A 13685-nucleotide genomic window follows, 5' to 3' on the forward strand; every position below is an offset into this window, starting at 1 on the left:
ACTGCTCCCCGAACCGGACGGTATGACTGCCGGGCGTCTCCGCGTCGTGTTCGCGTGTGCCCTCCTCCTGTTCGCCGGTTGTACCGCGCCGACTGCCGACAGCCCGGTTCTGGAAGCGACCGACGAACCGTCGGTCGACGAGACGACGACCACCGACGAACGGCCGGAACAGAGCGTCCAGGTAGTCGAGGGTGACCTCGACGTCGACGCGAACCAGACGTTCGAGCGCGTCGAGACGCTCGTCGAGGGCGACTACCCGGGGACGCGGGTCGTCGTCCGCGACCTCACGAGCTACAAGACCGCGGACTACGGCCAGGTGCCGTTCTTCCGCGTGTTCGGCGTCTCGAACCCGGACCTCGACACCGACGACCCGGCGGGGCTGACGACCCTCGACGCGCGGGTCTACCTCTCGCCAGCCGAGGCCGGGCCCGCCCGCCTCGAACAGGTGCTCGCCCACGAGTTCGTCCACGTCGCGCAGGTCCGCGAGGAGATGGTGCCGTGGTTCGGCGGCCTCTCGCTGGGTCGGGTCTCCCTCGACGAGCGGTTCGCGCGCCGCGCGCTCGTCGAGGGCGGCGCCGTCTACGTCACCGACGACTACACCCGCGAGCACCTCCCGAACCTCACGCTGCAGTCCGAACACATCGCCCAGCGGTACGCCGCGGGGTCCTCGGGCGACCGTGTGGTCTACGGCCAGTACCGCTTCGGCTTCGAGTACGTGAACGCCACCATCGACGACCCCGCGGACCTCGCGGCGGTGTACGACGACGCGCCCCGGACGACCGAGAACGTCCTCCACCCCGGGGACACCGACGACCCCGCGCCCCTCGACGTGACGACCGAGTCCGAGGAGTTCGAGCGCGTGCAGTCGCCGACCGGTCGCGTGGGCGAACTCGTCACGCGGATCACGCTCCGGGACGCCACCGGGGAGGACCGCGCCGTGAACGCCAGCGAGGGGTGGGGTAACGACCGCGTCGTCGTCTTCGAGGAGGACTGGGAGCGCTCGATCGCGTGGGTGACTCGCTGGGACACGTCCGCCGACGCCGACGAGTTCGCCGCGGCGGCACGCACCCTCGGCAACGAGACGGACACCGAGGCGTTCCGGACGACTCGCCTCGACGACGAGACTGTCGTCGTCTTCGCGGGGAGCGAGTCGTTCGTGGAGACGGCGTCGGCATCCGGTAACGTCACGATCTCGGCGTAGCTACCCCCGGAACCGCTCGCGGGCGGCCTGGTACGCCGGCCACAGTGGGTCGGAGTCGGGTTCCGCCAGCGGGTCGCCGTCGGCCGTGACGCCCGCGCCCGCCTCGACGGCGCCGACGTCCGCGGCGCGGATTCCCTCCGAATCGAGTGCGCCGAGCACGGTGTCTACGTCGTCGGGCGCGACGGTGAGTACGACGGTCCCCTCGCTGGAGGCCGTCCACGGGTCCATCCCGAAGTACTCGCAGACCTCCCGCACGCCCGCGCCGACCGGCACGCGCTCCCGTTCGACGGCCAGCGAGACGCCGCTGGCCGCGGCGAGTTCGTGGAGGCCGTTGGCGAGGCCGCGCTCCGTGGCGTCGTGCATCGCGGTGACGTTCCCGGCGGCGGCCGCCGTGAGCGCGTCCCGGACGGGACTCGCCTCGTCGAATCGCGCTCTCGCGGCCGCGACGACGTCGTCGTCCAGCGGGAGGTCGTCGCCGAACAGCACGCCCAGGATGCCGACGGATTCGATAGCCGGTCCCTTCGTGACGACCACGCGGTCGCCGGGCCGGGCGCCGGTCGGCACCACGAGGTCTGCCGGGTCCCCGACCGCGAGCGCCGTCGCGCCGCCCACGGTGGGGAACGCACAGCCCTCGTAGGTGCCGGTGTGGCCGGTCGTGATGCTCGCGCCGAGTTCGCGGGCCTCCCGGTCGAACACCGCCCAGATGGCGTCGAACGTCTCCGTACTCGTCCCCGGCGGGAGGTTGAGAGCCACGGAGAGGTGGGCCGGCGGCAGCCCCGACAGCGCCACGTCACTGACGCAGATGTGGAACGCGAACCACGCCGCCCGCTCGACACCGAGTTCGCGCAGCACGAACACGGGGTCGGTGGCCAGCGCCAGCACCCGGTCGCCGACGTCCACGACGCCGAAGTCCGCGCCGTACGTCGGCCCGAGGCGGACGTCCGCGCGGTCGGCGCCCGTCCGGCCCGCGACGTGGTCCGCGAAGAACTCCCGGCTTGCTTTCCCGTCGTCCATACCGGGCGTTCGAACCGCCGCCTCAAGTAGCCCCGCGAATCGCCGCGAGCGGCCGGTCGGTCCCGAGCGGGGGGAATCCAGGCAACAGTTTTCGTCTCGGCTGGCGAACGTGTTGGCATGCCACTCAGTTCGACGCCCGCCGTCTCTGCACAGTCCGTCCGACCGGCGGTGTTCGTCGGCCCACTCGGCGTCTGGGTGCTGATGGCCGTGCTCGCCGTGGCGAACGGCGTGTTCCGGGAGACCGTGATCATCCCACGGATCGGGGAGTACCCCGGCCACGTCCTCAGCACGCTCGTGCTCGTCACCGCCATCCTCGCGGTCGCCGGCGCGTACTTCACGACGACCGGGACCACGTACACGGACACGGAACTCCTGCTCGTCGGCGTCGGCTGGACGCTGCTCACCGTCGGCTTCGAGTTCCTCGTCGGTGCCGCCGAAGGGACACCGGTCTCCGTGACGCTCGGCCAGTACGACGTGTTCGCCGGGCAGGTGTGGATACTCGTGCCGCTGACGCTGCTGGTCGCGCCGTACCTCTTCGGGAGCGTGCTGGCGAAGTAGTGGGGTGGCGGGGTCAGCCGCCGAGGTAGAGCTGGCCGACCTCCGGGTTCTCCAGGAGGGCGGCGGCGTCGTCCTCGAAGCGCACCTGGCCCTGGTCGAGGACGTAACCGCGGTCGGAGATGCCCAGCCCCTCCGTGGCGTTCTGCTCGACCATCAGGATCGCCGTCCCGAGTTCGTTCACCGTCTGGACGTTCTCGAAGACGTCCCTGACGATGTTCGGCGCGAGCCCCGCCGACGGCTCGTCGATGAGCAACACGTCGGGTTCGGTGACGAGCGCGCGAGCGAACGCCAGCACCTGCCGCTGGCCGCCCGAGAGCGTACTCGCCTTCTTGTCGCGTTTCTCCTCGATGATGTCGAAGCGGTCGTACAGGCGGTCGATGGCCTCGTCGAGGCCGCTCTCGCGGGAGACGCCGCCCATGCGGAGGTTCTCGTCGATGGTCATCGAGGAGAACACGTTGTCCACCTGGGGGACGTAGCCCATCCCACGGCGCACGAGGTCTGCCGGCTCCGTGCCGGTGATGTCCTCGCCGCGGAACGTCACCGACCCCGACCAGACGTCCAGCAGGCCGAACACCGTCTTCAGCACGGTCGACTTGCCGGCGCCGTTCGGGCCGATGAGGCAGACGATCTCGTCCTGGTCGAGGTGCAGGGAGAGGTCGTCGAGCACCTGCACGTCGCCGTAGCCCGAGTCGACGCTGTCGACGTCGAGGACGGGCTCACTCACTGGTCCCACCTCCGAGGTACGCGTCGATGACCCGGTCGTCGCCGCGCACCTCGGTCGGCGTCCCCTCCATGAGGACGGCGCCCTGGTTGAGGACGATGATCGGGTCCGCGAGGTCCATGATGAATCCCATGTCGTGTTCGATGATGAGGAACGTGATGCCCTCGTCGTTGAGTTCTTCGATGAGGTCCGCGAGCTTGTTCGCCAGCGTCGGGTTGACGCCCGCGACGGGTTCGTCGAGCAACAGCAGGTCGGGTTCCGCGAGCATCGCCCGCGCGAGCTCCACGAGTTTCAGCTGGCCGCCGGAGATGTCGGTGGCCGGCTGGCGCGCGAGGTGGTCGATCTCGAAGCGTTCGAGCATCTCCTCGGCGCGCTCGAGGTTCGCGCGTTCCTCGTCGTGGACCGCGCCCGGGTTCGTGAACAGCTGGACGACGGACTCGCCGAGCTGGTGTTGCGGGCCGACGAGCATCGCCTCCCGGACGGTCATCCCCTCGAGCTTCTTCGGGGTCTGGAACGTCCGCACGAGGCCGGCGTCGGTGATCTCGTGGGGCGCGGCGTCGGTCACGTCGGTGTCGTTGACGTAGACGGCGCCGCTGTCCGGCTCGTAGAACCCCGAGATGAGGTTGAACAGCGTCGACTTCCCGGCGCCGTTCGGACCGATCATCCCGGTGATGGTGCCGCGTTCGACCTCGATGGAGACGTCGTCGGTCGCGGTGAGGCCGCCGAAGGTCTTCCGCAGGTTCTCCGTGCGGAGGACGGGGTCACTCACTGCGCTCACCTCCCTCGTGGGCGCTCGGCCAGATGAGCTCCTTCTTCGGTGGGAGCGCACCCTGTGGCCGGAACCGCATGATGAGGATGATGAGCAGGCCGACCGAGAACAGCCGGAACGACGCGCCGAGTCCGAGGAACCGCGTCCCCTCGGTGATGAACACGATCACGGCGCCGCCGAACAGCGCGCCACGGTTCGACCCGCTGCCGCCGAGGATGACCGCGATCCACGCGTAGAACGTGTAGATCGGGTTGAAGATGCCCGGCGTGAGGTAGTAGTTCGAGTAGGCGTAGAAGACGCCCGCGAACATCATCGCGACGCTCCCGATGACGAACGCCTGCATCCGGAACGAGAACGTGTTCTTCCCGAGGGCCTCGGCGAGTTCCTCGTCCGAGCGGATGGTCCGCAGGATGCGACCCCACGGCGAGCGGTGGACGCGCCGGAGCACGAGGTAGACGCCGACGGCGAACGCGGCGACCAGCAGGAAGTTCAGCAGACTGTTCCAGAACTGGAAGCCGAGCGTGTAGATGCCCAGGTCGACGGTCGGCATCTCCTGGGCGAACGTCCCGAGGAACGGCACGCCCTCGAAGAACGTCGGGATGCCGCCGAGTCCGGACGTCCCCATCGTCCAGTTCTGTTGGTTGCGGAAGAACAGCCGCACGACCTCTGCGAGGCCGAGGCTGGCGATGGCGAGGTAGTCCTCGCGCAGGCTCAGCGTCGGGATGCCGATGGCGAGCGCCAGCAGCACCACGACGACAATCGCGGCGAACAGTCCCAGGATGGGCGAGACGTCCCAGGGGAGCGGCGACCCGCTCGCGGACAGCAGCGCCGGGATGTACGCGCCGATGCCGAAGAACGCGGCGACGCTGAAGTTGATGAGTCCGGTGTACCCCCACTGGACGTTGAGCCCCAGCGAGAGCAGTCCGAACATCGCCGCCAGCGAGACGAGGTACAGCAGGTACGCCGGCGAGACGAGGCCGACGGCGAGGCCGAGGAGCAGCGCCGCTACGACGAGACCGATGAACCACGTGACGACGCGTTCGGCGAGTGCGTCGGTGTCGCGGTCGTCGGCCTCGAAGGCCGTGGCTTGCGTCTCGTCGGCCACGTCAGCCACCCCCCTCGCCCGCGATTCCCTGCGGGCGCACGAGCAGCACGAGCACCATGATGATGAACGCGATGGCGTTCGCGTAGTCGGTCTCGATGGGGATGCCGTAGTCCGTGAACAGCGGCGTCAGCTGGTTCACCATGCCGATGACGAACGCGCCGAGCATCGCGCCGTAGACGCTGCCGATGCCGCCGAGGATGACCGCGGCGAACACCACGAGCAGGAGGTTGAACCCCATCCGCGGGCTGAGCTGGTTGTACAGCCCGAGGAACACGCCGCCCGCGCCGGCGAGACCCGCGCCGATGACCCACATCGACGTGATGACGCGGTCGGTGCGGATGCCCGATATCTTCGCGAGTTCCTCGTTGTCGGCGGTGGCGCGCATCTTCCGGCCGAGCGTCGTGTACTGGAGGACGACGTGGAGCGCGACCACGAGCACCGCGGCGACGATGACGATGGCGAGTTCGTGGAGGGTGATCGTCACCCCGATCGCGTCCTCGATGAAGCCGACCGGCCGGAGGATGGTGATGTCGAACTCCCTGAAGTCGGTGCCGAACTGCGTCTGGACGCCCGCCCGGTAGACGAATGCCACCCCGATGCTCGTGATGAGCATCCCGATGGAGTCCGTGTCGAGTGGCTTGTAGATCACGTAGTGCGTGGCGACGGCGACGACGGCAGCGACGACCATGCCCGCCAGCAGCGCGAGGTAGAACCCCATCGGGAGCGCGAGCAGTTCGGGGCCCGCGGCACCGATGGCGCCCAGTGTGACGAGGCCGGTGTACGCGCCGATGGTCATCGTGTCCCCGTGGGCGAAGTTCGCGAAGTTCGCGATGCTGTACACGAGCGAGAGACCGATGGCTCCCAGCACGATGATGCTGCTGAAGACCAGCCCGTTCGCCAGGTAGTTGAGAAGTTGAGACATGTGGTCGAGTCGAGTTACTCCGCGGAGACGAAGTTCGTGGACTCGTACTCGTGGTCCGTGACGGTGAACACCTGGAGGTACGCGACGGGGTCACCGTTCTCGTCGAAGTCGATGGGGCCGCTCACGCCCTGGTAGTCGACGTCGCTCGCGTCGCCGTCGGAGAGGACGTCGCTGGCCTCCTCGAAGGTGAACACCTCCTGGCCGGACGGCCGCGTGACCTCCCGGACCGTGTCGGTGAGCGCACTCCCGGTGAACTCGTCGGCAGCCTGGATCGCCAGCGCGGCGTTGACGACGCAGTCGTACGTGTACGCCGACCACGCCGTCGGGGCTTCCCCGTACTCGTCCTCGAACTGGGAGGCGAACGCCTGGTAGTTCTCCTGGTCGACGGCCGCGCTCGGTGCGACGATCTTCATCCCTTCGAGGCTCCCTTCGGGCGTGTTGTTGAGCACGTCGGTCCCCTTCACCGAGTCCGCACCGTAGAACGCCGCCTGCTCGTTGACGCCGCTGCTGTACGCCTCCTGGGCCATCGTGGTGAACTCCGGCTGGTAGGTGATGAACAGCCACGCGCCGGCGTCCTCGTTGGACATCTGGTCGATGACGCTGCTGTACGACGACTCGCCCTGGTTGTGCGAGGAGTTGTAGACGATCTCGCCGTCGTAGGCCTCGACGAAGGCGTCGGCGATACCGGAGCCGTAGTCGTTGTTGATCCACGTGACGGCGACCGAGTCGTGGCCGTCCTCGCTGATGATGTCCGCGAGCGCGCTGGACTGCGTCCGACCGGTCGGCGACATCCGGAGCAGTCCCGGGTAGTCGGTGAGCTGCGGGCTCGTGGAGTTCTGCGAGAGCTGGACGACGTCCGTGTTCTGGATGACGCTCTGGTAGATGGCGAGCGTGACCCCGGAGCCGACGGCCCCGATGAGGAACGGCACCTCGTCCTGGTTGACGAGCTTCTGGGCGGCGCTCACGCCCGCCTGCTGCTCGCTCTGGGAGTCCTCGACGGTGATCTCGAGGTCTCGTCCGTCGATGCCGACGTCGTTGACGTCGGTGAGTGCGAGGTTCATCCCCCGCTCGTTGCGCTGGCCGAACGCGGACAGCGACCCCGTCCGCGAGTCGACCATCCCGATGGTGTACGGGCCGCTGGACCCGCCACCGCCGAGGTCGATGCAGCCCGCAGTCGCGACGAGGCCGGCGCCCCCGACCCCCTTCAGAACGTCTCGACGATTGAGTCCCCGCCATTTCTCTGCCATGGTGTACTCTATCTTGGGGTTTGCTACCATATACGATTTACCCCTCTGGCGCGGAATTTTCTGCGGACTTCACGCTTCGGAGAGAGGTCCGGGAGGCACGAAGAGGCGACTGTCAGCCTCCCTGCTCCGGGATACCTGACAGGTGTATCGGACTCGTGACCACCGGGGTTCGCCCCCCGCTGCGGGCCGTGCCGAAAGTCAAAGCCCTTTACGTCGGGGTGCCCTACGTCTGCCCAACGAAACCATGCAGGGTCAGAACCAGCAGCAGGCCTACGACCGAGGAATCACGATCTTCTCCCCGGACGGCCGGCTCTACCAGGTCGAGTACGCGCGGGAGGCTGTCAAGCGCGGCACCGCGAGCATCGGCGTCCGCACGAACGACGGCGTCGTCCTCCTCGTGGACAAGCGCACGCGCTCCCCACTCCTCGAGGGGTCCAGCGTCGAGAAGCTCCACAAGGTTGACGACCACGTCGGCGCGGCGAGCGCGGGCCACGTCGCCGACGCCCGCCAGCTCATCGACTTCGCGCGCCAGCAGTCCCAGGTCGAGCGCGTCCGCTACGACGAACCCATCGGCGTGCGCACGCTGACCAAGGAGGTCACCGACCACATCCAGCAGTACACGCAGGTCGGCGGCGCGCGTCCGTTCGGCGTCGCGCTCCTCATCGCGGGCGTCTCCGACGGCGAACCCCGCCTCTTCGAGACTGACCCCTCCGGCACCTCCAACGAGTGGAAGGCCGTCGCCATCGGTTCGGACCGGTCGGCCATCCAGGAGTACCTCGAGGACGAGTACGACGCCGACCTCACCGTCGACGACGGCATCGACCTTGCGCTGCGCGCGCTCAACGAGGGCCGCGAGGGTGCACTCGAGGGCGAGGGCGTCGGCATCGCGGTCGTGGACGCCGAGACCGCGACCTACCGCGAACTCGACGCCGAGGAAGCCGAAGCCCACATCGAGGAACTCGACATCGAGTAACCCGCCGACCAGTTCTCCGTTCGTTCGCAACCGCTTCTCCGCAGGTAGCCTGGAGAGACGACCGACGGTTTCGTCTCTGGACGCCGACGACGGCTGCGCGTACAGGCGTCCGATGACCGCACACTCCGGCGTCGGGTTCGCTGGTAGTAGTGCTTATCCGAGTGCATCACGTACAATTCTGTATGAGTTCATCCACAGAGAAGCGAAAACCGATCCGTGCCGCCGACGGCGCGGAACTCCGAGAGGTACTCGAAGCCCACGACCGCGTGCTCGTCGAGTTCTACACGAAGGGCTGTGCGATGTGCCAGGCCATCGAGCCGGTGCTCGGCAACGTCGCCCGGCAGACTGGAATCACGGTCGTGATGGTCAACCCCGGCGACGACGTCGAACTCGTCGACGAGTGGTCGATCCGGAGCGCGCCGACGCTCGTCCTCGTTGAGGACGGCGAGGAGGTCGCCCGACTCGCGGAGGGGTTCCAGGGCGGCGACGCCATCGAGGCGTTCCTCGACGAACACGCGAACTGACCGTCCTGCTGTCTGTTCTCTTCAGTCCGCGCCAGCGTCCGCCTCGGGCACGTCGCGGTCGGTGAACCCGGGGAGGTGTGGGTCGCGCTCGGGGTTGCGGCCGAACGCCGGCAGGCCGCCCGCGAGCTGGTCGGTGAGGACGCGGCGGAGCCGGTTCAGACTCGTCTTGTCGAGGTCGTAGCGGTCGGCGAGACGCTGGAACGCCGGCTCCTCGGTCACGTCGTGGCGCTTGTACTGCTCGAAGAGGTCCTCGAGGCGCTCGGAGGAGACGCTGCCCGCGTCCAGGTCGTCGAGCCCGAAGTAGCGCCGCCGGTCGACGTCCACGACGTGGCGGATGACCACGAGCGCCACCTTCTCGATGGCGCGCTGGCTCCCGAACTCCGTGAGGTCGATCTCGCCCATCACGCCGAGGGCGACGTCGCGCTGCCACGGCGTCACGTCCACCGCGTTGCACAGCGCCTGCGTCGTCCGCAGGCGGTCGAGGTAGTGCGCCCGCCGGCTGTGGCCCTCGGTAGCCGTGTGGCGCTCGTCGTGGAGGCGACGGACGCTCTCCGAGAGGTCGGCCTCTGGCGACTCGGCGCGCCCGATTACCGTCGCGCTCGGTGAGACGACGCCCCACTTCCGGACGGTCGTGTCGCGCTGTGCCTCCGTGCGGGACAGCGCGCCCGCTCCGGGCCGGTGTTCGACGCGTCGGTCGCCGTCGCTGGCCGACTCCCACCGGACTGACGTCCCGGAGCCTGCTCGCATGTCGTCATCGTCCGGGCTGCCTACTGTTAAACTCTCGGTCGGAGCCGTCGTTTGTGGATCAGAGCCGCCGCTCGTCGGTCGGAGCAGCGCCCGCAGAAGTCCTTCGTATCTACTCCTTGTCGCCAGAAGCACTTAAAGGAGGGTCGGGGCGGCCGACACTCTCGGCGGGAGTGGGACGGAAAATCCTCAACGACCGGCGACAGGGCCGTCGCTGGGACGTCGAAACACCCCGAGAAGCTCTTCGTATCTACATCTTGTCGCCAGAAGCACTTAAAGCGACGAGCGGGGCGTCGTCGCCACCCCCACGAGGAGTCACAGCGCAGTGGCTATCGAACGCGCGTAGCACTCGCAGAAGTCCTTCGTATCTACACCTTGTCGCCAGAGGCACTTAAAGAACGGACGGGGATACGGCTCCCCCTACTCCGTGCCTTCGACCAGCCGCCGGAGCTGTGCCGGCGGGACGGCGCCGCGGGCGGCGTAGCCGTCGTACGCGAACGTCGGTACGCCAGTGACGCCGGCTTCTCTCGCCTCGGCGAACTGCGCCTCAAGGCGTTCACGCCACTCCTCGTCGGCCACGACGGAACGAATCCTCTCGGGGTCGAGGCCGACGTCCTCGGCGACGTCTGCGAGCACGTCCACGTCGCCGATGTCGCGGGCGTCCTCCCAGAGCGCCTCGAGGAGCGCGACGTCGAAGTCGAGCCACTGGTCGGGGTGCTCCTGTTTCACGTAGAACGACGCCACCTGCGCGTCCAGGGAGTCGACGTCCCGCGAGAGGTCGAGGCTCATCTCGTCGGCGCCGTACTGCTCCTTCAGACGCTGGACGTTCTGTTTCGCCTGCTCGAAGTACGCCTCGTCCTTCCCGTCGTCGGCGTCGTGGTCGATTTCGCCGTCCGGCCCGCGCTTGCCCGCGCGCAGGTCGAAGGGGCGCCAGTCGATCTCGAGGCGGTCCTCGCGGTTCTCCTGGTACTCCGCGAGGGACTGCCGCCCGAGGTAACAGAACGGGCAGACGTAGTCCGAGTAGACGGTGATCTCGTTGGTTTCGCTCATGGACGCCCCTTGTCGCTCCGACGCGAAAAGCGACAGGCTAGCGGGGAATCGCTCCGGTGGTAGCCGACGTCGGCGAGCGCGTCCGCGTCGTCGATACTGACCGGCAAATATGTCGTTGGTGGCTGGAAGGGTAGCAAGATGGCATTCGGGGGCTGGTTTAGCTGCCGGCGGCAAGGTGCGCCTACACGGTCACTCCCTCACCGAACGGAATCCGGTAATACCCAACACTTTTCTCTCGTCGTACTCATGCACATCGCATGCACGAACAGGACACTTTCCGGGTGAAGTCAACGGTGACGACTGTCCAGGTTATCGACGCACTGATCGTGCTCGATCGCCCCAGAGTTGCCGACATCGCGGTCCATCTCGACATCCCGAAGAGCACTGCGCACGACCACCTGAGCACGCTCATCGGCTTAGGACTCGTCGTCAAGGAGCCTGACGGGTACCGACTGGGTGCCCGCTTCCTCGAGTACGGCGGCTACGTACGCGACCAGATGGCGGTGTACCGTGCCGCCCGTCCGGTCGTCGACCGACTCGCCGAGGACACCGGTGAACGCGCGAACCTGCTGATCGAGGAGCGGGGGCTCGGTGTCTATCTCTACGAAGCGGAGGGCAGGTATCCGATTGAGCTCGATACTCGCCCTGGGAAGCGAGTACCCCTTCAGACTACCGCGTCCGGGAAGGCTATCATCGCACACCTTCCCCGGAGCCGTACCACCGAGATAATCGACGAGCATGGCCTCCCGGAGGTTACTGGGAAGACTATCACAGAGCGGGACGAACTGTTCACAGAACTTGAACAGATCCAGGATCAGGGGTACGCCATCGACGATGGAGAGCGCGTCAAAGGGGTCCGGTGTGTCGCCGCACCGATTCTCGACCACGACGACAAGGTCGCCGGTGCTGTCAGCGTCTCTCTACCAGAAACCAGAGCGTCCGAGCACCCCGTCGCGAACGAGATTGTGCGTCGCGTCCTCGGTGCCGCAGAAGGTATCAAGGCGACTATGGCGCGTTCGTAGTGTCGCTGTCCCAACGGTAACACCTCCCTCGTTGACGGGGGAGAATGGTTCCGGCTATACCGGATAGAAATGTGGTGGATATATGATGTGCGTAATCTAGTCGTGAAAATGCAATCGGGCTCCAGTAACGGCATACATGGTGGCCTCCAGCTCACCTCCAAAATAGTGCTTGGATGGAATTGACGGATAAGATGGATGCCCGAATACAGTGGCTAGCCATAAGTCAGTTTACGATCGCTTCACGGGTCTGCTTGTCTCGTTGGGATGGGGGTTCGTGTTATATTGGTGGCTCTGGGGAATCGATCTATTGAATCCGATATTGTCGGATTCTGGCCGTCCCCTATCTGCTGGCTGTGATAGCGCGGTCTCGGCAAACACCGTAACCAATCGTCATCAGCAGTACCGTTCACGGCCCGGCTATCGTCGACTCCTGCGCCGCCCGTTACTGGTCGTCTGGACCATCGTACAGTGCCCCCATTTCGGCGGCGGTTCGTAGCTCGATTACTGCGACCGACTGTCGTCGAGAGCGCGCAAATCTGGGCGCGACACTGTGGTATCACCACTAAGATAACAGGGGTACTTCTGTTATTCTCGGTGGGGCCGGTATCGATTTCACCGGCTGGAATGTTCCACTAGCAGTCCGAACAGGGGGACGGAGGCTGACCAGACATTGTTTCTCTGGTCCTGGCACGGTACTGCTGGGAGTTGGTCCTATTTGACCTTCATCCCCGAGGTGAGCTGTTGAATACAACAGCAACAACTTTCAACACCTTCTCCCTATGCTACGCTATGCCAAACTCGGGCGAGAACAGCTCGACACGAACGGTCGATGCGGTCGGACGGACGATCGACATATTCGAAGCCCTCCACGAACTCGAGGGAGGGACGGTGACGGAACTGGCCGACCATCTCGGCTACTCGAAAAGCTCCGTACATGCGTATCTGACCAGTCTCGAGGAGCGTGAGTTCGTCACCAAGGAGGGCTACTTCTACCGGCCGAGTTACCGGTTCATCACGATAGCCGAACGCCTCCGTCGATCGCACTACGACATCTACAGGTTCGGGCGGGAGGCGGCCAAGCGACTCGCGGAAGAGACCGGCGAGTTCGTCCAGATAATGGTCGAGGAGTACGAGATGGGCATCCACATCTTCACGGCGTCGGGGAAGAAGGGCGTGTACGCAGACAAGTACCCGGTCGGGCGGCCATGTCCGCTTCACTGCAACGCTGCAGGGAAGGCGATCCTCGCCACCCTTCCGGAGCGGAAACTGCAGCGCATCGTATTCCAGAACAACCTGCCTGCGATCACCGAGAACACCATCACTGACCCTGACGAACTGCTGCGGGAACTGGAGGCGATCCAGGAGACTGGTGTCGCGTTCAGCACGGAGGAAGCTGTCATCGGGATGCGTGGCATCGCGTCACCCGTCGTCGGACCATCCGGGGAGCCTCTCGGGTCGGTCAACATTTCTGGGCCGGTCAGCCAGTTCGACAAGGAACGGTTCCGGGAGACCCTCCCCGAGAAGGTGGTCGAGTGCTCGAACTTCATCGAGGTTGAGGTAATGAACGAACGCGGATACGATGACTGACCAGGGTCGACAGCAGCTCTCTACCACCGAGTTGGCAGCCTTGCTTCCACCTTCTCTCCGATAGAGTATACGTCCGTAGAGGAACGTCTACGCGGTACTCGTCCGAGTGGTTCTGATTCGCCCCTGCCGGTGGAACGCTGTTCTATTCCCGTGACGTACACGGCCCCGACTACTGTCACTCTGGGACTTCTGTGATCTCCTCAAACTGATTCACCGCCTGGGATTACAGCACTATGTCTGTAAGGCTT

At 66.2% G+C, this 13685-nt stretch carries 14 protein-coding genes; 6 read left to right on the top strand and 8 right to left on the bottom strand.

Going from position 1 to position 13685, the window contains the following annotated elements:
• Positions 1–22 precede the first annotated feature (22 nt).
• Complete coding sequence (locus tag LT965_RS10400; protein WP_232700733.1) at positions 23–1201, top strand: hypothetical protein; 1179 nt, start codon at positions 23–25, stop codon at positions 1199–1201.
• Here the strand turns inward: LT965_RS10400 and LT965_RS10405 are convergent, their stop codons facing one another.
• A complete protein-coding gene (locus LT965_RS10405; RefSeq protein WP_232700734.1) occupies positions 1202–2215 on the bottom strand; it encodes an AIR synthase family protein in 1014 nt (337 codons plus the stop codon).
• Positions 2216–2332: 117 nt separating this feature from the next.
• Between LT965_RS10405 and LT965_RS10410 the strand changes: the two genes are divergently transcribed.
• Complete coding sequence (locus LT965_RS10410; RefSeq protein WP_232700735.1) at positions 2333–2773, top strand: hypothetical protein; 441 nt, start codon at positions 2333–2335, stop codon at positions 2771–2773.
• A gap of 13 nt (positions 2774–2786) precedes the next feature.
• On the opposite strand, the gene LT965_RS10415 is transcribed toward LT965_RS10410, so the two are convergent.
• From LT965_RS10415 to LT965_RS10435, 5 genes are read right to left on the bottom strand one after another with little or no spacing between them, the layout of a single operon-like run.
• Positions 2787–3497, bottom strand: coding sequence for an ABC transporter ATP-binding protein (locus LT965_RS10415; protein WP_232700736.1), 711 nt, complete (start codon positions 3495–3497; stop codon positions 2787–2789).
• The gene (locus tag LT965_RS10420; protein ID WP_349292026.1) at positions 3490–4272 is read right to left on the bottom strand and encodes an ABC transporter ATP-binding protein; all 783 of its coding nucleotides are present in this window, start codon (positions 4270–4272) and stop codon (positions 3490–3492) included. The genes LT965_RS10415 and LT965_RS10420 overlap by 8 nt, the downstream gene beginning before the upstream one ends.
• Positions 4256–5368, bottom strand: coding sequence for a branched-chain amino acid ABC transporter permease (locus tag LT965_RS10425; protein ID WP_232700738.1), 1113 nt, complete (start codon positions 5366–5368; stop codon positions 4256–4258). The genes LT965_RS10420 and LT965_RS10425 overlap by 17 nt, the downstream gene beginning before the upstream one ends.
• A gap of 1 nt (position 5369) precedes the next feature.
• Positions 5370–6290, bottom strand: coding sequence for a branched-chain amino acid ABC transporter permease (locus LT965_RS10430; protein WP_232700739.1), 921 nt, complete (start codon positions 6288–6290; stop codon positions 5370–5372).
• A gap of 14 nt (positions 6291–6304) precedes the next feature.
• Positions 6305–7537: an ABC transporter substrate-binding protein gene (locus tag LT965_RS10435; RefSeq protein ID WP_232700740.1), complete on the bottom strand. Its 1233-nt coding sequence runs from the start codon at positions 7535–7537 to the stop codon at positions 6305–6307.
• A gap of 244 nt (positions 7538–7781) precedes the next feature.
• Here LT965_RS10435 and psmA point away from each other — a divergent pair, with 244 nt between their 5' ends.
• Positions 7782–8510: an archaeal proteasome endopeptidase complex subunit alpha gene (psmA, locus tag LT965_RS10440; RefSeq protein WP_232700741.1), complete on the top strand. Its 729-nt coding sequence runs from the start codon at positions 7782–7784 to the stop codon at positions 8508–8510.
• Positions 8511–8692: 182 nt separating this feature from the next.
• Positions 8693–9034: a thioredoxin family protein gene (locus tag LT965_RS10445; RefSeq protein WP_232700742.1), complete on the top strand. Its 342-nt coding sequence runs from the start codon at positions 8693–8695 to the stop codon at positions 9032–9034.
• Between the two features lie 21 nt (positions 9035–9055).
• Here the strand turns inward: LT965_RS10445 and LT965_RS10450 are convergent, their stop codons facing one another.
• Positions 9056–9781: a DNA-directed RNA polymerase subunit epsilon gene (locus LT965_RS10450; protein ID WP_232700743.1), complete on the bottom strand. Its 726-nt coding sequence runs from the start codon at positions 9779–9781 to the stop codon at positions 9056–9058.
• A 417-nt stretch (positions 9782–10198) separates the two neighbouring features.
• Positions 10199–10828 (bottom strand): DsbA family oxidoreductase, encoded by a 630-nt coding sequence (locus LT965_RS10455; protein ID WP_232700744.1) that lies wholly within the window; start codon positions 10826–10828, stop codon positions 10199–10201.
• 257 nt (positions 10829–11085) lie between these two features.
• Here LT965_RS10455 and LT965_RS10460 point away from each other — a divergent pair, with 257 nt between their 5' ends.
• Both LT965_RS10460 and LT965_RS10465 read left to right on the top strand, forming a co-directional pair.
• Positions 11086–11850, top strand: coding sequence for an IclR family transcriptional regulator (locus LT965_RS10460; RefSeq protein ID WP_232700745.1), 765 nt, complete (start codon positions 11086–11088; stop codon positions 11848–11850).
• 789 nt (positions 11851–12639) lie between these two features.
• Positions 12640–13437, top strand: a complete 798-nt coding sequence (locus tag LT965_RS10465) for an IclR family transcriptional regulator (RefSeq protein WP_232700746.1) — start codon at positions 12640–12642, stop codon at positions 13435–13437.
• Positions 13438–13685: the final 248 nt, after the last annotated feature.

This window comes from Halobacterium wangiae, assembly GCF_021249345.1.
GTDB classification, from domain to species: Archaea; Halobacteriota; Halobacteria; order Halobacteriales; family Halobacteriaceae; genus Halobacterium; species Halobacterium wangiae.